The sequence below is a fragment of the Idiomarina sp. 29L genome (assembly GCF_004123135.1).
Classification (GTDB): Bacteria; Pseudomonadota; Gammaproteobacteria; order Enterobacterales; family Alteromonadaceae; genus Idiomarina.
This window is the reverse complement of record NZ_SDJS01000001.1, coordinates 624426-646005: the sequence shown is the minus strand read 5'-3', so window position 1 is coordinate 646005 and position 21580 is coordinate 624426. Positions and strand designations below refer to the sequence as shown.

The window sequence follows — 21580 nt, the reverse complement described above, 5'->3', positions numbered from 1 at the left end:
GCAAAATCCTTCTTTTAAATTTTACAAGCGCCGCCGGCACAGTCGTCATCTTCTTCAATGATGACTTCAGATGGCTGTGCACCAGGCTTTTCTGCTGTTTTACGGGCTGCGATATCTGATTGATTATCGGCCGCACCGTCACGCGTGTTGTGATAATAGAGGGTCTTAACGCCCAGCTTGTAAGATGTCAGCAGGTCTTGTAACAACTGTTTCATCGGTACTTTACCCGCATCGAACTTGCCTGGATCGTAGTTGGTGTTGGCAGAAATAGTTTGGTCGACAAACTTCTGCATAATACCGACTAACTCTAAGTAACCTTTATTATTCGGAATTTGCCACAGCAGTTCATATTTATCTTTCAGGGTTTCGTAGTCCGGAACTACTTGCTTAGTAACACCATCTTTTGACGCTTTTACGCTGACAAAACCGCGCGGTGGCTCGATGCCATTGGTCGCATTTGAAATTTGCGAAGACGTTTCAGATGGCATAAGCGCTGAAAGGGTAGAGTTGCGCATACCGTGCTGCTTAATATCAGCGCGCAGTTGATCCCAGTCGAGATGCAGAGGCTCATTACAAACACTGTCCAGCTCTTTCTTATAAGTATCTGTCGGCATAATGCCTTGCGAGTAGGTAGTCTCGTTAAACTTCGGACAGGCCCCTTTTTCTTTTGCCAGGTTCATTGAGGCTTTCATCAGGTAATACTGTATAGCTTCGAAGGTTTTGTGAACCAGACTGTTCGCCGAGCCGTCAGAGTATTTAACACCGTGCTTAGCCAAGTAATAAGCGAAGTTAATGACACCAATACCTAAAGTACGACGGTTCATAGTCGCATTATACGCTGCTGGAACTGGGTATTCCTGATAATCCAGTAGGCTGTCGAGCGCACGAACGGCTAAGTCAGCCAGTTCTTCAAACTCGCCTAAGTCGTTAATTTTACCCAGGTTGAATGCTGACAGGGTACACAGCGCGATTTCACCTTCTTCGTCATTGACGTGTTGTAACGGCTTAGTTGGCAGAGCAATTTCCAGACACAGATTGCTTTGACGAATAGGCGCAACTTTCGAGTCAAACGGGCTATGGGTATTGCAGTGGTCAACGTTTTGCACATAAATACGACCTGTGCTGGCACGCTCCTGCATAAACAGGCTGAATAGCTCAATGGCTTTAATGCGTTTTTTACGAATGCTTTCGTCTTGCTCGTACTGAACATAGAGTTGTTCGAACTTCTCTTGATCTTCGAAGAAAGCGTCGTACAGGCCCGGTACGTCAGACGGGCTGAATAGCGTAATGTAGTCGTCTTTAATTAAGCGTTGATACATTAAGCGGTTGAATTGAACTCCGTAGTCCAAATGACGAACACGGTTTTCTTCAACACCACGGTTGTTCTTAAGCACCAGCAAGCTTTCTACTTCTAAATGCCACAGTGGGTAGAACAGGGTTGCTGCGCCACCACGAACACCGCCTTGCGAACAGCTCTTAACCGCTGTCTGGAAGTATTTGTAAAAAGGAATACAGCCAGTATGGAAAGCCTCACCATTACGAATTGGGCTGCCCAGCGCACGAATGCGACCGGCATTAATACCGATACCGGCGCGTTGAGAAACGTACTTCACAATGGCGCTGGCTGTTGCATTGATAGAATCCAGGCTGTCGCCAGTTTCAATTAATACGCATGAGCTGAACTGACGGGTTGGCGTACGAACGCCAGACATAATTGGCGTTGGTAGTGAAATTTTAAACTCAGACGTCGCATCATAGAAACGCTTGATGTAATCCATGCGAGTTGCTTTCGGATAGTTCGCGAATAAGCAGGCAGCGACTAAAATGTATAAGAACTGGGCGCTTTCATAAATATCGCCAGTCACACGGTTCTGCACTAAATATTTATTTTCAAGCTGCTTGACCGCTGCATAGGAGAAATTCATGTCGCGCCAGTGGTCGACAATCTCGTCCATCTGATCAAACTCAGCTTCGCTGTAGTCTTCCAGCAAGTGCTCGTCATAACGGTGCTCTGCCACCATTTTCTTGACGTGATCGAATAAACGAGGGGGTTCAAATTTCCCGTAAGCACGCTTACGTAAATGAAAGATAGCCAGACGCGCGGCCATGTACTGATAGTCAGGAGCTTCTTCCGAGATTAAATCAGCTGCAGCCTTAATAATGGTCTCGTGAATGTCTTCGGTTTTAATGCCATCGTAAAACTGAATATGAGACTTAATTTCGACTTGAGAAGCGGAAACATTATGCAGGCCTTCCGCTGCCCACATGATCACTCGATGGATTTTATCTAGGTTTAGCGGCTCACGCTCTCCGCTACGTTTGGTGACATACAGTTGCTCGTTCATTTTGCGCCGACTCTTAGCTTTTTGTTATAGAGGTGTACCCACAAGATATTGTGGTCATTAGTTATACAGAGTGAAATTCACACAATATCTAGTGTCTTTGATTTTTCAGTATGCTAGGTCTTAGTCAGACTTTGATCAAGCGAATTTATCGAGAAAATGAAAAGAAATTTGACGTTTAATTGTTGATTTTTTTCTAGCCTTTAATAGACGTGAGTTTGCGAGGACCTCGGCTTTTTATAACTTTTTTGTCTTTAAAAATGGGTTAATAGATCAAGGTTGTGGTAGTCCAATAATATCCAGTAATTCTAATGGTGTGCTAATTCCATAGTCGGCTTTCCAATCGGCTGGTGAGTCACTGTCGCTAATATACCCATAATGAGCCAGTACCGTTGTCATTTCAGCGTTACGGCCAGCCTGAATGTCTCGTTCAGCGTCACCCACGTAGATACAGCTTGTAGGATTAACCCCCAACTGCTCTGCGGCAAGAAGTAAGGGCGCAGGGTCGGGTTTTGATACACTTAGAGTGTCTCCGCAAACAACTGATTCAAAGACATCAAACTCGGGAAAGCTAGGCAGTAATTCTTGGGTCAACTGCTTAGGTTTGTTAGTAACAATTGCTACTTTTACTTGAGCTTGAATCAGAGCATTGAGTAGCGGTACAACACCTTCGTACACATGGGTCTTAGCGGCAATACTGTTCGAATAGGCGTCCAAAAAAGCTTTCCGTAACTCGCTTTCATGGGTCTGCAGCTCTTCTGAAAAGGCTAGCTTTAGCAAACCTCTGGAACCATGGGAGGCAACTGGCGTGTAAATGTCTTCATGAACAGGTTCTTTAGCATATAAAGCGCACACATTATTTAGTGCCGCGCCGAGATCAGGAGCTGTGTTCAGCAAGGTGCCATCGAGATCGAATAGCACGCCTTCGGGAAGCTTGGGGTTATTAGCGAGATTTTTCATGAGCTAGGTCAGAGGCTTTTGTAAAACAGTAATGTAATTCACGTCTATGTCGGTTTCTGACAAAGTGAATCCTTTTAATGGATGGAAAATTAATCCATTAATATCAATCTCATTAAGTCCGGCTTCATCGGTCATACGAAGAAGTTCCGACGGCTTAATAAAACGCTGATGCTGGTGTGTGCCTTTGGGCACCCAACCCAGTATATGTTCAGCAGCCAAAATACCCAGCAGCCAGGACTTAACGTTACGGTTTAGGGTTGAGAAAAACACTAAACCGCCGGGGTTAACCGCTTTTGCGCAGGCATTAACTATAGAGGCTGGGTCAGGCACGTGTTCCAGCATTTCTAAACAGGTTACCGCATCATACTGACTTTCATGTTCGGCCGCGTGATTTTCAACGGCGACACATTGATAATCGACAGAAATGTCGCTTTCCAATGCATGCAGACGAGCAATTTTTAGTGACTCTTCGGCTAAATCGATACCGGTAACTTTGGCGCCACGCTCTGCCATAGCTTCGCTGAGCAGACCACCACCACAACCAACATCGAGAATGTTTTTGCCAAATAAGCCATTAGCGTGTTGCTCAATAAAAGACAGCCGAACCGGGTTAATTTCGTGCAAAGGTTTGAATTCGCCTTCCGGGTCCCACCAACGCGAGGCTAGGGCCGAGAACTTAGCGATTTCTTCTAAATCGACGTTTTTTTGTTCAGTATTTTTGTTTTCTTGAGTCATGGAGTGCACTGTTGTGAGCGATAAATAACGCGGCTAGTCTACCCTAGCTAAAGAATAAGAAAAAGAGGGTGCGAGACTCGTTTCGGATGGGTACAATGACTGCATCAAAATAACAAAGATATGCGGATTTTTATTTTAGGGACTGAACTATGAGCGATCTAGCCAGAGAAGTGTCACCGGTTAATATCGAAGATGAATTAAAAAGCTCTTATCTCGATTATGCGATGAGCGTTATCGTCGGGCGTGCATTGCCTGACGTCAGGGACGGATTAAAACCGGTACACCGACGTGTCTTATTCGCAATGAACGAGTTGCGTAACGACTACAACAAACCCTATAAAAAGTCAGCGCGTGTGGTCGGTGACGTTATCGGTAAATATCACCCGCACGGTGACAGCGCGGTGTATGACACTATTGTTCGTATGGCGCAGGACTTTTCATTGCGTTACATGCTGGTTGACGGGCAGGGTAACTTTGGTTCGGTCGATGGCGACTCAGCAGCGGCGATGCGTTACACCGAAATTCGCATGGCTAAAATCTCTCACCAGTTACTGGCCGATTTAGACAAGGAAACCGTCGACTTTGTCGATAACTATGACGGTACTGAACGCATTCCTGACGTACTGCCAACACGTGTTCCTAACCTTTTGGTTAACGGTTCTTCCGGTATCGCGGTTGGTATGGCGACCAATATTCCGCCGCATAACCTGACTGAGGTCATTAACGGCTCTCTGGCGATGATCGACAACCCAGATATCGATGTTGATGGGTTAATGGAATACATCCCGGGTCCGGACTTCCCAACGGCTGCCACCATTTCAGGCCGGAGCGGCATTGTAGAAGCGTACAAAACGGGTCGTGGTCGCATTCACTTGCGTGCTAAAGCGGAAGTAGAAGTTGACGAAAAAACCGGCAAAGAAACCATTGTTGTTACGGAAATTCCGTATCAAGTGAACAAAGCGCGCTTAATTGAAAAAATTGCTGAACTAGTAAAAGAGAAGCGCGTTGAAGGTATTAGCGCCTTGCGCGACGAGTCTGACAAAGACGGTATGCGCATTGTCATTGAAATACGCCGTGGTGATGTTGGCGAGGTGGTACTGAATCACTTATACGCAAACACCCAATTACAAGTGGTGTTTGGTATTAACATGGTGGCGCTGGATAAAAATCAGCCGCGTCTATTTAATTTGCGCGACATGCTGGATTGCTTTATCCGTCACCGTCGCGAAGTTGTAACTCGCCGCTCGGTTTACGAGTTACGTAAGGCGCGTGAACGTGCTCATATCTTGGAAGGTCTGGCGATATCGCTGGCGAATATAGATGAAGTTATTGAGTTAATTCGTCGCTCTCCAACACCTGCGGAAGCGAAAGCCGGGCTTATTTCCCGTGCCTGGAAACTGGGTGACGTTGCTGCCATGCTGGAAACGGCTGGTGTTGATGCGGCACGTCCGGATCACTTGCCGGAAGAGTACGGCATTAAAGGTGACAACTATCATCTGACCGAAGCACAAGCGCAAGCCATTCTTGATTTACGTTTACACAAACTCACAGGCTTAGAGCACGAGAAAATTCTTGATGAATACAAAGGTCTGTTAGAGCAAATCGCTGAACTATTGCACATTTTGCGTAGCTCAGAGCGTCTAATGGAAGTGATTCGCGAAGAGCTTGTTGAAATTCGTGATAACTTTGGTGACGAACGTAAGACAGATATTACTGCTGCAGCGCACGACATCAGCATGGAAGACCTGATTAATGAAGAAGATGTTGTGTTGACGCTCTCTCATGAAGGTTATGTGAAATATCAGCCGCTGACTGAGTACGAAGCACAGCGCCGTGGCGGTAAAGGTAAAGCCGCAACGAAAATGAAGGACGAAGACTTCATTGAACGTCTGTGGGTTGCGAATACGCACGACACCATTTTGTGCTTCTCGACTCGTGGTCGTATTTACTGGATGAAGGTGTATCAGTTGCCGTTAGCAAGCCGAGCATCGCGCGGTAAGCCGATTGTTAACTTGCTGCCTCTTGAAGAGGATGAACGCATTACCGCTATTCTGCCAACCCGCGACTATCCGGAAGACAAGTTCGTGGTTATGGCAACGAAGAACGGCACGATTAAGAAGACACCATTGCCTGAGTATTCTCGCCCACGTAATGGTGGAATCATTGCTCTTAACCTGGTGGAAGGCGACGAGCTTATCGGTGTTGATATTACTGACGGTAATGGCGACATCATGTTGTTCTCAGATGCGGGTAAAGTGGTTCGCTTTGCGGAAGAGCAGGTTCGCTCTATGGGTCGCACTGCAACGGGTGTTCGCGGTATTCGTTTGGAAGAAGGCCAGCGTGTGGTGTCACTTATAGTGCCGCGTGAGTACGAAGACCAGGAAGCGGCCGTTCTGACGGTTACAGAGAATGGTTATGGTAAGCGTACGCCATTGAGTGAATACCCAGCTAAGAGCCGTGCAACCAAAGGTGTGGTTTCTATTAAAGTGAGTGAGCGAAATGGCTCGGTTGTCGGTGCGATGGAAGTTATCGATGGCAACGAAATTATGCTTATCAGTAATAAAGGCACATTGGTTAGAACTCGCGTCAACGAAGTATCTACGGTTGGTCGTAACACGCAAGGTGTCCGCCTAATTCGCACTGGTGATGACGAAAAAGTTGTCGGCTTGCAGCGCATTGATGAAATTGATGAAGACGAAGAGCTGATTGAAGGTGACGTTGTTGCCGATAATGGCGAAGAAGACGGAGCCAACCAAGAAGGAGCTTCTGAAGAATAATGAGTGACGTATTTAACTTTTCAGCAGGACCGGCAATGTTGCCGGTCGATGTTTTAAAGCAAGCTCAGAAAGAACTTCTCAACTGGAATAACCAAGGCGTTTCTGTGATGGAAATGTCGCACCGTGACCCGGCGTATGTGCGCATGGCACGAGAGGCTGAGCAAGACTTACGTGACTTACTGGATGTTCCGGATGACTACGATGTCTTGTTTTTACAAGGCGGTGGTCGCGGCCAGTTTTCCGCAGTACCGCAGAATATTGCCGCGCCTGATTCAACGGTCGATTACCTGGATACCGGTATTTGGTCGGGTTTTGCTATACGCGAGGCTGAAAAGTTTGTTGCTAAAGTTAACGTGGCAGGCCAGGTGAAAGAGGGCGTTAAAGGTAAAGAGATTGAGTCTCCGGATGATTGGCAGTTGTCTGACAATGCAGCGTATTTTCATTATTGCCCCAATGAAACCGTGGACGGTATTGCACTTCACGATATTCCTAATGTTAATGCGCCCATTGTGGCAGACATGTCGTCAAATATACTATCAGAGCCGCTGGACGTATCTAAATTTGGTGTTATTTACGCTGGTGCGCAAAAGAATATTGGTCCGTCAGGCTTCGCTATTGCCATCGTAAAACGAGACTTGCTGGGGTCACCACAGAAGCAGGTTTCATCGATTATGGACTATCAGTTACAGGCGAAAGACGGGTCTATGTATAACACGCCTAACACTTTTGCCTGGTATTTAGCTGGGTTGGTGTTCAAATGGCTTAAGGCGCAAGGTGGTTTGTCCGAAATGGGTCGAATCAACCATGAAAAGGCGCAGTTATTGTATGACTTTATCGACAAGTCTGACTTTTATCGAAATACCGTTAACCCGCAATATCGCTCTATTATGAACGTGCCTTTCCAGCTTGCTGATGACAAATTGGATGCTGAGTTTTTAGCTCAGGCCGAAGCCGCAGGTTTCAAAGGCTTGAAAGGGCACCGTTTTGTGGGTGGCATGCGAGCAAGTATTTATAATGCAATGCCGATAGGCGGTGTTAAAGCGTTACTGAGTTTTATGGCGGATTTTGAGAGAAGTCAAAGCTAGAATCAAAATAGAGTTAAGTTCCAAAAATAATAAAACAAAAGGCTTACGAGAATTATGAGTAATTTTGATGCATTGTCATTGGTTAACCCTGGTGTAAAACAGCTTCGACCTTATCAGGCGGGCAAACCGGTGTCTGAATTGCAGCGCGAACTGGGTTTAAAGCACGTCGTCAAATTAGCGTCAAACGAGAATCCATTAGGTTTGAGCGAGAAAGTCAAAACCGCACTGGAAGCCGAGCTTAATGACTTAGTGCGTTATCCGGACGCGAACGGGTATTACCTGAAAAGCCGCCTGGCTGAACTGAACTCAGTGACAACGCAACAAATTACTTTAGGCAATGGCTCTAATGACGTGTTGGAAATTCTGGCGCGTACGTTCGTATCTGACCAGGACGAAGTCATTTTCTCACAGCATGCGTTTGTCGTTTATCCGTTAGTTACCCAGGCCATTGGAGCAAAACCTGTTGCAGTACCCGCGGTTGATTACGGGCACGATCTTGACGGTATGGCGGCTGCTATAACCAGCAAGACCAAGATGATTTTCATCGCTAACCCAAATAACCCAACGGGCACTTTTTTAACGACCGCGTCAATTAAAGCGTTTTTGGACAAAGTGCCTCAAAATGTCATTATTGTGTTAGATGAAGCCTATTATGAGTACGTACCTGAAGCAGAACGGGCGCCATCGGTTGAGTGGATTAAGGAGTATCCCAACCTTGTAGTAAGCCGCACGTTTTCAAAAGCCTACGGGTTGGCTGGATTACGCGCAGGTTATGCAGTAAGCCATGAAAACATTGCTGATGTATTAAACCGTATTCGTCAGCCATTTAATATGAATTCACTGTCCTTAAAAGCGGCAGAAGTCGTGTTGGATGATCATGCTTACTTGCAAAAAGCCGTCGAGATTAATGCCCATGGCATGAAACAGCTAACTAACTTTTGTGAGAGCGCAGGCTTAAACTATATTCCGTCTTACGGCAACTTCCTGACCATTGAAGTCGGTCCGGATGCGGAGAAACTGTACGATGAGCTTCTGCACGAAGGCGTGATTGTTCGTCCGGTTACTGGCTATGAGCTGCCGAACCATTTACGTGTCAGTATTGGTTTACCAGAAGAAAACGATGCGTTTATTAAGGCGATGAAAAAGCTGCGTGGCTGAATCGATTTTCCTTGAATCCCGGAGTCAATGCAGCGGAACCGTTGTGCTTCCGGGCTCTAAAAGTATTGCCAACAGGGCGTTGTTAATGTCAGCGCTCTGCTCTGAACCTGTCCGGTTACACAATTTACTCAACAGCGAAGATACTGAACACATGCTCAATGCCTTGGTAGCCTTGGGTGTTCAGTGTGAAAAAGTCGATAATACGATGGTGGTTACCGGGCTTTCCGGGCGTTGGAAGCCTACCGAAACATCGTTGCCTTTAGGTAATGCTGGAACCGCCATGCGACCGCTAATAGCGGTGCTTGCTGCTACGTTAAACGTCAATCAACAAGTTGAGCTGACAGGCGATGCCCGTATGCAGGAACGTCCCGTTCAACACCTGGTTGAAGCGTTGCAAGCGCAAGGCGCAGGGGTAATCTATCAAAAGACATCCGGTTTTCCCCCCGTTCTAATTAAATCGGGTCTGAACGCTGGTGATTTCTTTATTGACGGTTCCGTTTCTAGCCAATTTATTTCCGCGTTGCTCATGGCATTACCGCTGCTAAAAGGCGACTCCACCTTAACTTTGGTGGGCGAGGTGGTGTCGAAACCTTATATCGAACTCACGTTAAAAATGTTAGCTGACTTTGGTGTTGTGATTGAGCGCGCTTCTGAAAATTGCTTTCACATAGAAGGGAGGCAGTCGTATATGTCGCCCGGAGACTATCATGTTGAAGGCGACGCTAGCGGTGCTTCCTATTGGATGGCTGCGGCATTGCTCGGTGGGGGACCGGTTACTATCGAAGGTGTCGGCGCTGCGTCTATTCAGGGTGATAAAGCGTTTGCAGAAGTCATTCAGGCAATGGGTGGTAACGTTGACATGGGTCAGCATCAAATAACAGTAACAGGCTCAGGACATATTAAAGGTATTGAGCAAGACTTTAATGCTATTCCTGACGCTGCTATGACGGTTGCCCCGTTAGCGCTATTTGCCGATAAACCAACCATTATTCGCAACGTTGCTAACTGGCGTGTAAAGGAAACAGACCGATTATCGGCAATGGCGACAGAGTTACGAAAGCTGGGTGCAGAGATAGAAGAAGGTGCCGATTATATAAAAATACACCCGGTTCAGCATTGGCAAAGCGCTGAAATAGACACCTATAAAGACCATCGGATGGCCATGTGTTTCTCATTGGTCGCTTTTTCTCCCGTTGGTATCACTATTAATGATCCTGACTGTTGTCGTAAAACGTACCCTACTTATTTCCAAGAGTTTTCACGAATCTGTCAAAGTTACTGATTAAACTCAGCCTTCCTGTTATTTCGTGCTCCTGATTAATGCAATTTTTTCACAAATGCGTATAATTGCGCCGCTAAAAGCTGCAATACGCAGAGCAAATTGAGGATTTTATGGCAACGCATATCCCCGTCATTACAATTGATGGTCCTAGTGGTGCAGGGAAAGGCACTATCAGTCGGTTACTCGCAGAAAAGCTGGGGTGGCACTTGCTCGACAGCGGTGCAATTTACCGCGTTTTGGCCTTGGCTGCGATACATCACGACTTCACGCCGGAGGATGAGGAAAGCCTGGTGGCTTTAGCCGCTCATTTGGATGTAAAATTTGAAGCCGACGAAGAAAAGTCACTGACACATATTATTTTGGAAGGCGAAGACGTTACGTTAACGATACGCACGGAAGAAGTCGGTAATATGGCGTCGAAGATTGCCGCGCTCCCGCGTGTACGCGAGGCGCTATTGCGTCGTCAACGTGGCTTTAAGGAATTGCCAGGCTTAGTCGCTGATGGTCGCGATATGGGAACAGTGGTGTTCACTGACGCCGATGCAAAAGTGTTTTTAACTGCGTCTGCCGAAGAACGTGCCCAAAGACGCTTTGATCAATTGAAGGAAAAGGGCTTTGATGCTAATATTGATCAATTAGTAAACGAAATTAAAGAACGCGATGATCGCGATATGAATCGCTCTGTGGCGCCATTGAAGCCCGCGGAGGATTCTTTGTATTTGGATTCTACTGATACGCCGATTAAAGACGTATTGGAACAAGTATTGACGTTTGCCCACAGCAAACTCTCAGAAACTAGCTAGGGCTTGGCCCTAATTAGGGGTTCACAGTAAGGATACAGGTGAACATTTTTAATAACCCCGCTGCATATGGAATTTCAGTGGACGTCATTTATTAAGCGAAGTTAATTATTATGTCAGAAAATTTTGCACAGCTGTTTGAAGAAAGCCTGAAAGAAGTCGAAACTCGTCCGGGCTCCATCGTAAAAGGCACAATCGTTGCTATCGAAAAAGACTTAGTATTAGTTGATGCAGGTCTTAAATCTGAAAGTGCGATTCCTGCAGAACAATTCCGCAATGCTGAAGGTGAGCTTGAAATCAACGTCGGTGACGAAGTTGATGTAGCCCTTGACGCTGTTGAGGACGGCTTCGGTGAAACGATTCTTTCACGTGAAAAAGCGAAGCGCTATGAAGCTTGGCTGCAGCTGGAAAAAGCACACGAAGAAAACGCAACGGTTACCGGTTACATCTCTGGTAAAGTTAAAGGCGGCTTCACGGTTGACCTTGGCGGCGTTCGTGCGTTCTTACCTGGTTCATTGGTTGACGTACGTCCAGTACGTGAAACGACTCACCTTGAGAACAAAGACTTAGAATTCAAAGTTATCAAGCTTGATCAGAAGCGCAACAACGTTGTTGTTTCTCGTCGTGCTGTTATCGAGAAAGAAAACAGTGCAGAGCGCGAAGAGCTGCTTGAGAACTTGCAAGAAGGTCAGGAAGTACAAGGTATTGTTAAGAACCTGACTGACTACGGCGCATTCGTAGATTTAGGCGGCGTAGACGGCCTATTGCACATCACCGATATGGCTTGGAAACGTGTTAAACACCCAAGCGAAATCGTGAACGTTGGCGATGAAATCACAGTTAAAGTATTGAAGTTTGACCGTGAGCGCACTCGTGTATCTCTTGGCCTGAAACAATTAGGCGAAGATCCATGGGCAGATATCGCAAACCGTTACCCAGAAGGTCACCGTTTAACTGGTCGTGTTACGAACTTGACTGATTACGGCTGCTTCGTAGAAATCGAAGAGGGTGTTGAAGGTCTTGTTCACGTTTCTGAAATGGACTGGACTAACAAAAACGTTCATCCTTCTAAAGTGGTTAACCTTGATGACACTGTTGAAGTTATGGTTCTGGAAATTGACGAAGAACGTCGTCGTATTTCTCTTGGCCTTAAACAGTGCAAACCTAACCCTTGGGAAGAGTTTGCTAAGAACCACAATAAAGGCGAGAAAGTTACTGGTAAAATCAAGTCAATCACTGACTTCGGTATCTTCATTGGCCTGGACGGTGGCATCGACGGCTTGGTTCACTTGTCAGACATCAGCTGGAACACTCCAGGTGAAGAAGCGGTTCGCGACTATAAGAAAGGCGAAGAAGTTACCGCTGTTGTCATGCAGGTTGACGCAGAGCGTGAGCGTATCTCTCTAGGTATCAAGCAATTAGAAGAAGATCCGTTTAACAATTACCTGGCAGCTAACAAAAAAGGTGCTATTGTTGAAGGTACAGTAACTGAAGTTGACGCTAAAGGTGCTAAAGTTGAGTTAGCAGAAAGCGTTGAAGGTTACGTACGTGCAGCAGACATCGCACGCGACCGCGTTGAAGATGCAAGCACTGAATTAAGCGTTGGTGATAAGATCGAAGCTCGCTTTATGGGCGTTGACCGCAAAAACCGCACTCTGAGCCTGTCTATCAAAGCGAAAGACGAAGCTGAAGAGAAAGAAGCGGTAGAAAGCGTTAACAAACAGCAAGATAGCTCTGGTATCAACAGTGCTATGGCTGACGCGTTCAAAGCGGCAAAAACTGACGACTAAGACAGTTTTTAGTCGGAATAAACGGCTTTATCAGGAGGTAAGTTATGACAAAATCAGAGCTAATTGAACGGTTAACTTTGAAGCATGAGTTGCCTCCTAAGCAAGTTGAAGCTTCTGTTAAAGAAATTCTCGAACAAATGGTGCAGTCCTTGTCTCAAGGAAAGCGCGTTGAAATTCGCGGTTTTGGAAGCTTCTCTTTGCATTATCGTGCGCCACGTGTTGGCCGAAACCCGAAAACCGGGGAGCCGGTGAACTTAGATGGGAAATACGTTCCTCATTTTAAAGCCGGCAAGGAGTTGCGTGAGCGCGTCGATTTATAAAGTGGTTTTTACGCTCGATTGATAAAAACGGCATGCTATACTGGCATGCCGTTTTTTTATAAATAACAGGTAAGCGAACATGCTCAGGAAGTTGCTTATTCTTATTCCCGTTTTGGCTATATTCCTTTTAGCCTTAGCGTTCGGAGCCCAAAATACGCAAGTCATTAATGTCAATTTATTGGTTCTGAATGCCGACATGACTGTTGCGTCGTTATTGGCAATCTTCTTTGGTAGCGGTGTATTAGTCGGATTACTGGCGATGTTTTTATCCAATTTATATTGGCGTTATCGCTGTCGAAAGCTCTCAAAGCTGTTGTCTAAACAGCAAAGTAAGTGAGACAGCGCTGAATGTTAGAGCTTCTTTTCTTACTTCTTCCAATTGCTGCCGCCTATGGTTGGTTCATGGGGCGCAACAGCGTGCGTACAGAAGAAAGGAAAGAGCAAAAGCGATTTTCAAAACAATACGCAACCGGTATTAATTTACTGCTCTCTGATCAGCCCGATAAAGCGGTCGATTTATTCGTCGAGTTGCTTGATGTCGATAGTGAAACCATAGAGACACACTGGACGTTGGGTAAGCTATTTCGTCGTCGGGGTGAAGTAGAGCGGGCTATTAAAATACATAAGAACCTGACATCATTACCTAATTTGTCTGAAACCGACCGCCTTACTGCTATGTACGAGTTAGGTAAAGATTATTTGGCGGCGGGTATCTATGATCGCGCAGAAAAAATGTTTCATGGCTTACAAAGCAATAAGCTTTTTAAAGAACGTAGCCAAAAGCATTTGCTCGAGCTGTATGAAGCCACCCATGAGTGGGATAAAGCCATTATTGTTGCGTTAAAGCTGATAAAGCAGGATGCATCGGTAAAAGTAACGTTGGGACAGTTATATTGCGAGGTGGCTGAAACTGTCGACCCGATTTCGGGTAAAATAAAATACTTCAATAAAGCCTTAAAGCAAGATTCTGGGTGTGTTCGGGCATCGTTATCGTTGGGGAAAATCTATCTGGAGCAGGGCGAGAATATCCTAGCGATAGAGCATCTAACGAGAATAATTGAACAAGACAAGGCATACGTTTGCGAAACTATTCCGTTATTAGAGAAAGCATTTGCAGCTAAGAAAAACAGTCACGGCTTTGTCGACTACTTGCATACCTGTGTGGAACAGGAAGCGGGTATTACTGCGGTTATCAAGTTGTCGGAAAAAATGGCTGAATCGCAAAGTATCGAAGATGCCGAAAGCTTCATGGCGACTGCGCTAGAGAAACATCCAACGATGCGCGGGTTCCACCATTTGATGGGGCTTCATATACAGGCAGCCGACGTAGGCAGCGCCAGAGACAGCCTTAAACGATTGCAAAGAATGGTGCACGAACACATAGTGCAGCGACCAAATTATAAGTGTTATCACTGTGGTTTTTCAGGACACACACTGTATTGGCAGTGTCCGTCATGTAAAAGCTGGTCAACAACAAAACCGATATTTGGATTAGATGGTGAATAGTCGAATGGAATTACCGAAAGTTTATGTCGCTCTCGATTACCAAAATGCGTCCGATGCAGATGTATTAATTAACCAGCTTGCTCCCGGAAAAGTGGGTTTAAAGGTTGGGAAAGAGTTGTTTACATCTGCGGGTCCGGAGTGGGTGAGAGGGCTTGTACAAAAAGGCTTTTCTATTTTTTTAGATTTAAAGTTTCATGATATTCCTAATACAGTCGCGAAAGCCGTTACAGCGGCGGCCAAGCTTGGTGTTGATGTTGTTAACGTTCATGCCAGTGGCGGTAGCCGCATGATGAAGTCGGCTGCAGAAGCGTTAAAAGATTTAGAAGCTCAGCCGTTGTTAATCGGTGTTACGGTATTGACCAGTATGGACGACGATGATTTAAAAGAGTTGGGCATTTCTAAGACAGTTACTGAGCAAGTTGAATACTTAGCGAACTTGGCCAAATCATCAGGCTTGCAAGGAGTGGTTTGCTCCGCTCAGGAAGCAAAAATGTTGAAAGCAGCTTGCGGTAAGGACTTTAAACTTATGACCCCTGGCATTCGTCCTGAAGGCAGCAATAAAGATGACCAGCGTCGCACGATGACGCCTCCTGAAGCAGTCTCGGCGGGAGTTGATTACATGGTGATAGGGCGACCTATTACACAGTCCCCAGACCCGGCAAAAGCGGTGGACGATATACTTGCGAGTATAGCTTAGTGACTTATCAAGCTGTCTTATAAGTCGTAATTTGAATTAGCCTCAACAAAAAGCGTTTATAGTATGGCCACTGCAGTGACGCAGTGGTTTTCAAAAAGGATGAACATACTATGAAATTAAAAATGCTACCAATTGTTGTGGCTTCATTTATTGGTTTTTCAGTTCAGGCAGTACCAATTGTTTCTCCCTCGCCAATTGCTTTGCAAGCAGAAGCTCAAACCGGCGTAAACATTAATACCGCTTCGGCTCAGGAAATAGCGTCAGCATTGGTCGGTATTGGTGTTAAAAAAGCAGAAAAGCTGATTGAAATGCGAGAGCAGCTTGGCGGGTTTACCGAGTTAGAGCAGTTATTAGATGTAAAAGGGATAGGCTTGAAAACGCTTGAGAAGAATCGAGCCAATATTCGTTTGAATTAGTGATAATGAAGAGAATAAAAAAGCCAGTAAACAGGGAGTGTTTACTGGCTTTTTTGTGTTAGTCACACTTTGTCATTTCAGAAAATGAACGTGAGCGGGCATTTGCATAGCCTGCAGTTTGTTCATCTTTCACGAACGCTAAGCGTGTTTCCTTTGAGGCAACGTTTAGTGCCTGAAAAGGAGCCTGTCTTTCAACGGCTGAGGCTTTAGTCATTGGAGAAAATGCAGAGCCGCTCAACTTACGTGCCGGAATAATAGGCGCATCGTCTTGCTCTTTATTTTCACGGTTTTGCTTGCGTTGTTGACCAGCTGCCCTTTGATGTCTTGGGGAGCGACGCGCTCGGCTGCGTGCTTTTTTCTCTTCGGCATCACCTTTAGGCGTATTCTCAGCAGACTCTGTTGAGTCACCTTTCAATGGCGCTTCTTTCTCAGAGTCAGTTGTTTCTGACTCAGTCACATCTTTTGACTCAGAAGCATCTGTCTGTTCGCTGCCAGTTTCAGGCGTTTGATCAGTCATTTCCTGAACATCAGGCTCTGGAGTCGATTCGGCTTTAGTCGCGACTTCTTCCGGAGTAGAGTTTTCCTCTGTTTGTTCGTCGGACTCTTTGCCGGGTTCAGCAGTCGCTTCTTCAGCGGGCTTCTGCTCATTTACTGGCAGGTGCTCGTTGTTTTCAACAAGTTCCGCCGCTGCCTTCATACGAGGATCTAGTGCTCGTTGTTGAGTCGCTTCGCTACCGCCTTTTTCAGACTCAGCATTTTTCTTAATACTAGTTGAATCGGCTTTTTGTTCAGGCGCTTGGCGAGTCTCATCGCTTTTAACCGCCGGTTCTTCTTGCTTTGCCGAAGACGATTGCACTTGTTGCTCTAAACCTCTCTCATCTCCTTTTACGCGAACGGACTTATCCATCGGTTTACGTTGACGACGAGGTTTCACTTCGTGTGCTTTCTCCGCAACAGCTTGCGGCTGAGCGTTTTGCTCAGCCGTTTGTTGCTGATTTTGAGCACTAGCATTTTGAGTATTCTGTTGATTACGATTGCGGCCACCGCGACGGCGGCGATCATTTCTGTTGCGGTTCGGCTTATTATTGGTCCCTTTTGCGTCATCCGTATTTTTATCGGATTTAGCAGAGTCTTCAGCTGCCTTGTCGGCTGCATTATTACGACCTTGCTGTAGGCGGTTAGCAGGGCGACGGCCTCGGCCACGTCGGTTATTGTTGTTGCGACGTTGGTTAGGGCGACGTTGATTTGAACTCTGCTTATTCTTGTCGTTCTCTTCTTCGCTTTCAAAAAGCTTGCTTAACCAAGTTGATAAGCGCTTCAATAAAGAAGGCTTTTCAGGTTGTTTCGGCGCCGGTGCTGGAGAAGGTGCGGCATTTGGCGCCTGCAGACCTTTAAGAGCTGGCTCATCAAATTTAGCCGACTCTTGGGTTAACGTAATAGAAACCGGTGATTCGTGTTGCTCAGGCTTCTGAACCAATTCAAAGCTGGCCGCTTCCGGCACTTCATCATCGCGAATACGCATTACTTCAAAGTGTGGCGTTTCTAAATGATGATTTGGAATAATAACGATTTTAACGTCATGGCGTTTTTCAATATGGTTCAGCGACTGACGTTTCTCATTCAACAAATAGGTAGCAACGTCAACGGGCACCTGCGCATGAACTTGTATCGTGTTGTCTTTCAGCGCCTCTTCTTCAATAAGACGCAAAATAGACAGTGCTAAAGAGTCGCTAGAACGAATGGTCCCCTGGCCGTTACAGCGTGGACAAACGTTATTGGCAGACTCACCCAGCGACGGGCGTAATCGTTGGCGCGACATCTCCATTAAGCCAAAGCGAGAAATACGAGCCACCTGAATGCGTGCACGATCTTGCGCAAGGCTGTCACGTAAACGATTTTCGACATCACGTTGGTGTCTGGCTGGTGTCATGTCAATAAAGTCAATAACGACCAGGCCACCTACATCACGAAGTCTCAGTTGACGAGCAATTTCTTCTGCCGCTTCCAGGTTTGTCTGCAAAGCGGTTTCTTCAATGTCACCGCCCTTGGTCGCACGAGATGAGTTGATGTCAATTGAGGTTAGAGCTTCCGTAGGATCGATAACGATTGACCCACCTGAAGGTAGGCGAACTTCACGTTGGAACGCTGACTCAATTTGGCTCTCTATTTGGTAATGGCTGAATAAAGGGACATCGCCTTCATATTGCTTAACGCGCTGCAAGAAGTCAGGGCGAATAATTTGAATATGATTACGCACCTGTTCGTAGACTTTCGGGCTATCGATAAGCACTTCGCCAATGTCACGGCGTAAATAGTCACGAAGGGCGCGGAAAATGACATTACTTTCCTGATGAATCAAGAATGGAGCAGGGCGCTCGGTAGCCGCTTTGCTAATGGCTTCCCAGTGATGAATAAGAACATTTAAGTCCCATTCTAATTCTTCTTTTGATTTGCCAACGCCTGCGGTACGGACGATAAGACCCATTTCTTTCGGGACATTAATTTCCGATAAAGCTTCTTTTAAAGCTGAACGCTCGTCACCTTCTATACGGCGAGAAATACCGCCTGCACGAGGGTTGTTAGGCATTAATACCAGATAGCTGCCCGCCAAAGAAATGAAGGTAGTTAGTGCTGCACCTTTTTGGCCACGCTCTTCTTTATCAATTTGAACGATAACTTCCTGACCTTCAGAAACAACGTCTTTAATGTTTGGACGCCCCTGGAAGGTATAGCCTTCAGGAAAATAGGTTTTGGCAATTTCTTTTAATGGAAGGAAGCCGTGACGCTCTGCGCCATAGTCGACAAAAGCAGCTTCTAGGCTAGGCTCTATGCGGGTTATTTTACCTTTGTAGATATTTGCTTTTTTCTGTTCATGTCCCGGGCTTTCAATGTCCAGGTCGTAAAGGCGCTGGCCATCTACCAGTGCTACACGCAACTCTTCTAATTGCGTGGCATTTATTAGCATTCTTTTCATTACTGTGACTCAATGTTTTCGGGCCACAATATGACACACGCACTCTGGTGTCCGTGCGATTATCGAATTCGTCTGTTGTACAGGCTTATGACCTGTGCCACCCGTTATTGAAACGTGTGGTTAAAATGATTTTGACTGTGCCGATAACACCATTATGTCCGGTGTCATATTGTCGCTATATTATACGTCTGCAATCGCTCTTTCTTTTGAGCGAGGTTCTCTGTTCTTTTTCCGTGCCATCAACATCTCGGATTTTGTTTATTGTCTTTGAAAGACTTTTCAACCGTACGCTGATGTGGATAATGCGTCGCTCTGTTGACACGATTGCGCGAATTAGTTTCTCTGTCTGCCATCCACGATGGACTTTGACACTTAATTATTTCACGAAAAACGCCGAAAATACAAGCGCTAATTTCACTGAATATTACTAGGAAGCGTGCTAAAATACCGCCATGAAAAGCATTCAACAAAAAGTCCGCTGGCATACTGTTCTGACCGATGAATCGGGTCAGCGTTTGGACAATTTCCTTATTGCACAGTTAAACAAAGTACCAAAGTCGTTGGTTTATCGAATTATTCGCAAAGGCGAGGTGCGTGTTAATAAAAAGCGTGCGAAGCCAGATTATAAAATTAACAGTGGTGACTTAATTCGAATTCCTCCAGTTAAAGTCGCTGAAAAAGCGCCTTTGCCGTCGGCTAAGCTCGATAAAATAGCGAAACTTGAAGCGCATATCCTTTATGAAGATGCATCTTTGATAGTAGTTAATAAGCCATCAGGTCTCGCTGTTCATGGTGGTTCAGGTTTAAATTTCGGGCTTATTGAGGGGCTAAGGGCACTGCGACCTAAAGATAAACATCTGGAGCTGGTTCACAGAATCGACCGCGATACCAGTGGCATTTTGCTCGTCGCAAAAAAGCGTTCAGTATTGAAGGCGCTGCATGAACAACTGCGTAACAAAGAAATGAATAAGCAGTATTTAGCATTGGTTCGTGGTCAGTGGCAGAAGCGGGTAAGGTTAATTGAAGCGCCATTGCAGAAAAACACACTGCTATCTGGTGAGCGAATAGTTCGGGTGAGTGCGGAAGGGAAACCGTCACAAACGCGCTTTAGAATTGAACAACGCTATGCTGAAGGGACACTTATTGAGGCATCACCATTAACAGGCCGTACACATCAAATTCGTGTGCATTGCCTGCATGCGGGCCATCCTATCGCTAAAGATCCTAAGTATGGTGACAATGACTTTGATGAGTTAATCGCGTCGAAAGGGCTCACTCGATTGTTTCTACATGCCTGGAAACTTTCGTTTAAGCATCCGGAAACCGGCAAAGATGTCCAGTTTGAAGCTCCCTTAGATGAAAACTTAACCGTTACGTTGTCCCAATTAACAAAGCAATAATGCGGTAATCAACTGAGTAGTAGTCATGTCGCAATTTAAATTCATTATTTTTGACTGGGACGGCACCTTAATGGACTCCATCGGACGCATTGTTTCTTCAATGCAACGAACCGCAGAGTACGTTGGCTTAACACCGCCGTCTGAGCAAGCAACAAAAGACATTATTGGGTTAAGTTTGGAGCCTGCCATTGAAGCCTTATTTGGGAAATTGAATTCAGTGCAAAAACAACGATTTTTAGATCGTTACAAAGATGAGTATGTGACGTTAAATACGGTAGCATCGCCTTTATTCGATGATGCAATTACGTCATTGGAGCGGTTGAAAGAACGCAATTTGAAACTTGCAGTAGCGACAGGAAAAGCGCGCAGAGGTTTGGATCGAGTTTGGCAGGAAACAAATATGGCGTCTTTCTTTCCTTATTCACGATGCGCTAATGAATCAAAAGGCAAACCCAACCCAGACATGCTGCTTGAACTTATGGATGAGGCCGGACACAGCCCCAAGGACACCGTTATGGTCGGTGACTCAATTCATGACATAAAAATGGGCTCTGCCGCAGGTGTGTTTCCAATCGGTGTGACGATGGGCGCCCATCAAGCGGAGCAACTAGAAGCGGCCGGAGCAAAGTATATTGCGTCATCTTTAACGGAACTTTCGAACTTTATATTAAAGGAGAGGTTATGACACTCCCACTGGTGCTTGGCTCAGGTTCAAAATATCGTCGGGCGATAATGGATAAGCTGCATTTAATTTATAATGTCGTGAAGCCTGATATTGATGAGTCAGCGGTTAATGAAGAGCAACCAGAGCAGCTGGTCGGACGCCTAGCAGAAGAAAAAGCGCAAGCGGTAGCTAAAAAGCTCAACGGAGAGCCGGCTATTATTATCGGCTCTGACCAAGTGGCCGTATGTGATGGTAATATTCTTGGGAAACCCGGAACCACACAGAAAGCCATTGAGCAATTACAGAGCTTCGTTGGTAAAACAGTTACTTTTTACACCGGACTTGCGGTGTTAAATTCAAAAACATCGCAGTGCGAAGTCCGTATTGAGCCTTTCTTCGTGACATTTCGGGGCAACCTTACTGACAGAGAGATTGCGCGCTATGTCGAGCTTGAACAGCCGCTGGACTGTGCTGGCAGCTTTAAAAGTGAAGGGTTAGGCGTAAGTCTTTTTAGTCAAATGAAAGGGAATGATCCCAATACGTTGATAGGACTTCCCACTATTGCGCTGTTGGATATGCTAAGATCTCAAGGGATTAACCCATTGAACTAATTATTGAAGATAATAGGCGTTCAAGCCCGATTTATCTTGTCACTTGACACCAACTTAAGGTAA

The 21580-nt window shown here is 45.8% G+C and carries 18 protein-coding genes; 14 read left to right on the top strand and 4 right to left on the bottom strand.

All coding sequences use genetic code 11. The features are described from left to right. Positions 1–14: 14 nt before the first annotated feature. The 3 genes from nrdA to ubiG all read right to left on the bottom strand — a co-directional run bounded on the left by nrdA (position 15) and on the right by ubiG (position 4037). Positions 15–2345, bottom strand: coding sequence for a class 1a ribonucleoside-diphosphate reductase subunit alpha (gene nrdA / locus EST55_RS03160; RefSeq protein WP_129496465.1), 2331 nt, complete (start codon positions 2343–2345; stop codon positions 15–17). A 270-nt stretch (positions 2346–2615) separates the two neighbouring features. Next, the gene (locus EST55_RS03155) at positions 2616–3302 is read right to left on the bottom strand and encodes an HAD-IA family hydrolase (protein ID WP_129496464.1); all 687 of its coding nucleotides are present in this window, start codon (positions 3300–3302) and stop codon (positions 2616–2618) included. Positions 3303–3305: 3 nt separating this feature from the next. Beyond that, positions 3306–4037, bottom strand: coding sequence for a bifunctional 2-polyprenyl-6-hydroxyphenol methylase/3-demethylubiquinol 3-O-methyltransferase UbiG (gene ubiG, locus EST55_RS03150; protein WP_129496463.1), 732 nt, complete (start codon positions 4035–4037; stop codon positions 3306–3308). Between the two features lie 149 nt (positions 4038–4186). Between ubiG and gyrA the strand changes: the two genes are divergently transcribed. The 11 genes from gyrA to EST55_RS03095 all read left to right on the top strand — a co-directional run bounded on the left by gyrA (position 4187) and on the right by EST55_RS03095 (position 15868). After that, entirely contained in the window at positions 4187–6814 is a 2628-nt protein-coding gene (gyrA, locus tag EST55_RS03145) for a DNA gyrase subunit A (protein WP_129496462.1), read from the top strand. Beyond that, entirely contained in the window at positions 6814–7899 is a 1086-nt protein-coding gene (serC, locus tag EST55_RS03140; protein ID WP_129496461.1) for a 3-phosphoserine/phosphohydroxythreonine transaminase, read from the top strand. Before gyrA ends, serC begins: the two co-directional genes overlap by 1 nt. Before the next feature lie 54 nt (positions 7900–7953). Then, on the top strand, positions 7954–9057 hold the full coding sequence (gene hisC, locus EST55_RS03135; RefSeq protein ID WP_129496460.1) for a histidinol-phosphate transaminase: 1104 nt from the start codon (positions 7954–7956) through the stop codon (positions 9055–9057). Beyond that, positions 9050–10339 carry a 3-phosphoshikimate 1-carboxyvinyltransferase gene (gene aroA, locus EST55_RS03130; protein ID WP_129496459.1) on the top strand — a complete coding sequence of 430 codons (1290 nt, stop codon included), beginning with the start codon at positions 9050–9052 and terminating at the stop codon, positions 10337–10339. The genes hisC and aroA overlap by 8 nt, the downstream gene beginning before the upstream one ends. Positions 10340–10449: 110 nt before the next feature. Beyond that, positions 10450–11142, top strand: coding sequence for a (d)CMP kinase (gene cmk, locus EST55_RS03125; protein ID WP_100692058.1), 693 nt, complete (start codon positions 10450–10452; stop codon positions 11140–11142). 110 nt (positions 11143–11252) lie between these two features. Beyond that, positions 11253–12929, top strand: a complete 1677-nt coding sequence (rpsA, locus tag EST55_RS03120; protein WP_088768115.1) for a 30S ribosomal protein S1 — start codon at positions 11253–11255, stop codon at positions 12927–12929. A 44-nt stretch (positions 12930–12973) separates the two neighbouring features. Next, positions 12974–13249 carry an integration host factor subunit beta gene (locus EST55_RS03115; RefSeq protein WP_088768116.1) on the top strand — a complete coding sequence of 92 codons (276 nt, stop codon included), beginning with the start codon at positions 12974–12976 and terminating at the stop codon, positions 13247–13249. 79 nt (positions 13250–13328) lie between these two features. Continuing rightward, complete coding sequence (locus EST55_RS03110) at positions 13329–13586, top strand: lipopolysaccharide assembly protein LapA domain-containing protein (RefSeq protein ID WP_100692059.1); 258 nt, start codon at positions 13329–13331, stop codon at positions 13584–13586. An 11-nt stretch (positions 13587–13597) separates the two neighbouring features. After that, positions 13598–14755 carry a lipopolysaccharide assembly protein LapB gene (gene lapB, locus EST55_RS03105; RefSeq protein WP_129496458.1) on the top strand — a complete coding sequence of 386 codons (1158 nt, stop codon included), beginning with the start codon at positions 13598–13600 and terminating at the stop codon, positions 14753–14755. A gap of 4 nt (positions 14756–14759) precedes the next feature. Beyond that, on the top strand, positions 14760–15452 hold the full coding sequence (pyrF, locus tag EST55_RS03100; protein ID WP_129496457.1) for an orotidine-5'-phosphate decarboxylase: 693 nt from the start codon (positions 14760–14762) through the stop codon (positions 15450–15452). 110 nt (positions 15453–15562) lie between these two features. Further along, positions 15563–15868, top strand: a complete 306-nt coding sequence (locus EST55_RS03095) for a helix-hairpin-helix domain-containing protein (protein ID WP_100692062.1) — start codon at positions 15563–15565, stop codon at positions 15866–15868. 58 nt (positions 15869–15926) lie between these two features. Here EST55_RS03095 and rne read toward each other — a convergent pair whose 3' ends face one another. Next, on the bottom strand, positions 15927–18842 hold the full coding sequence (gene rne / locus EST55_RS03090) for a ribonuclease E (protein WP_129496456.1): 2916 nt from the start codon (positions 18840–18842) through the stop codon (positions 15927–15929). Positions 18843–19294: 452 nt separating this feature from the next. Here rne and rluC point away from each other — a divergent pair, with 452 nt between their 5' ends. The 3 genes from rluC to EST55_RS03075 are packed head-to-tail and all read left to right on the top strand — an operon-like array spanning position 19295 to position 21517. Beyond that, on the top strand, positions 19295–20242 hold the full coding sequence (rluC, locus tag EST55_RS03085) for a 23S rRNA pseudouridine(955/2504/2580) synthase RluC (protein WP_100692064.1): 948 nt from the start codon (positions 19295–19297) through the stop codon (positions 20240–20242). Positions 20243–20267: 25 nt separating this feature from the next. Further along, complete coding sequence (locus EST55_RS03080) at positions 20268–20927, top strand: HAD-IA family hydrolase (protein WP_100692065.1); 660 nt, start codon at positions 20268–20270, stop codon at positions 20925–20927. Continuing rightward, positions 20924–21517: a Maf family protein gene (locus EST55_RS03075; RefSeq protein ID WP_100692066.1), complete on the top strand. Its 594-nt coding sequence runs from the start codon at positions 20924–20926 to the stop codon at positions 21515–21517. The genes EST55_RS03080 and EST55_RS03075 overlap by 4 nt, the downstream gene beginning before the upstream one ends. The last annotated feature ends 63 nt before the right edge of the window (positions 21518–21580 follow it).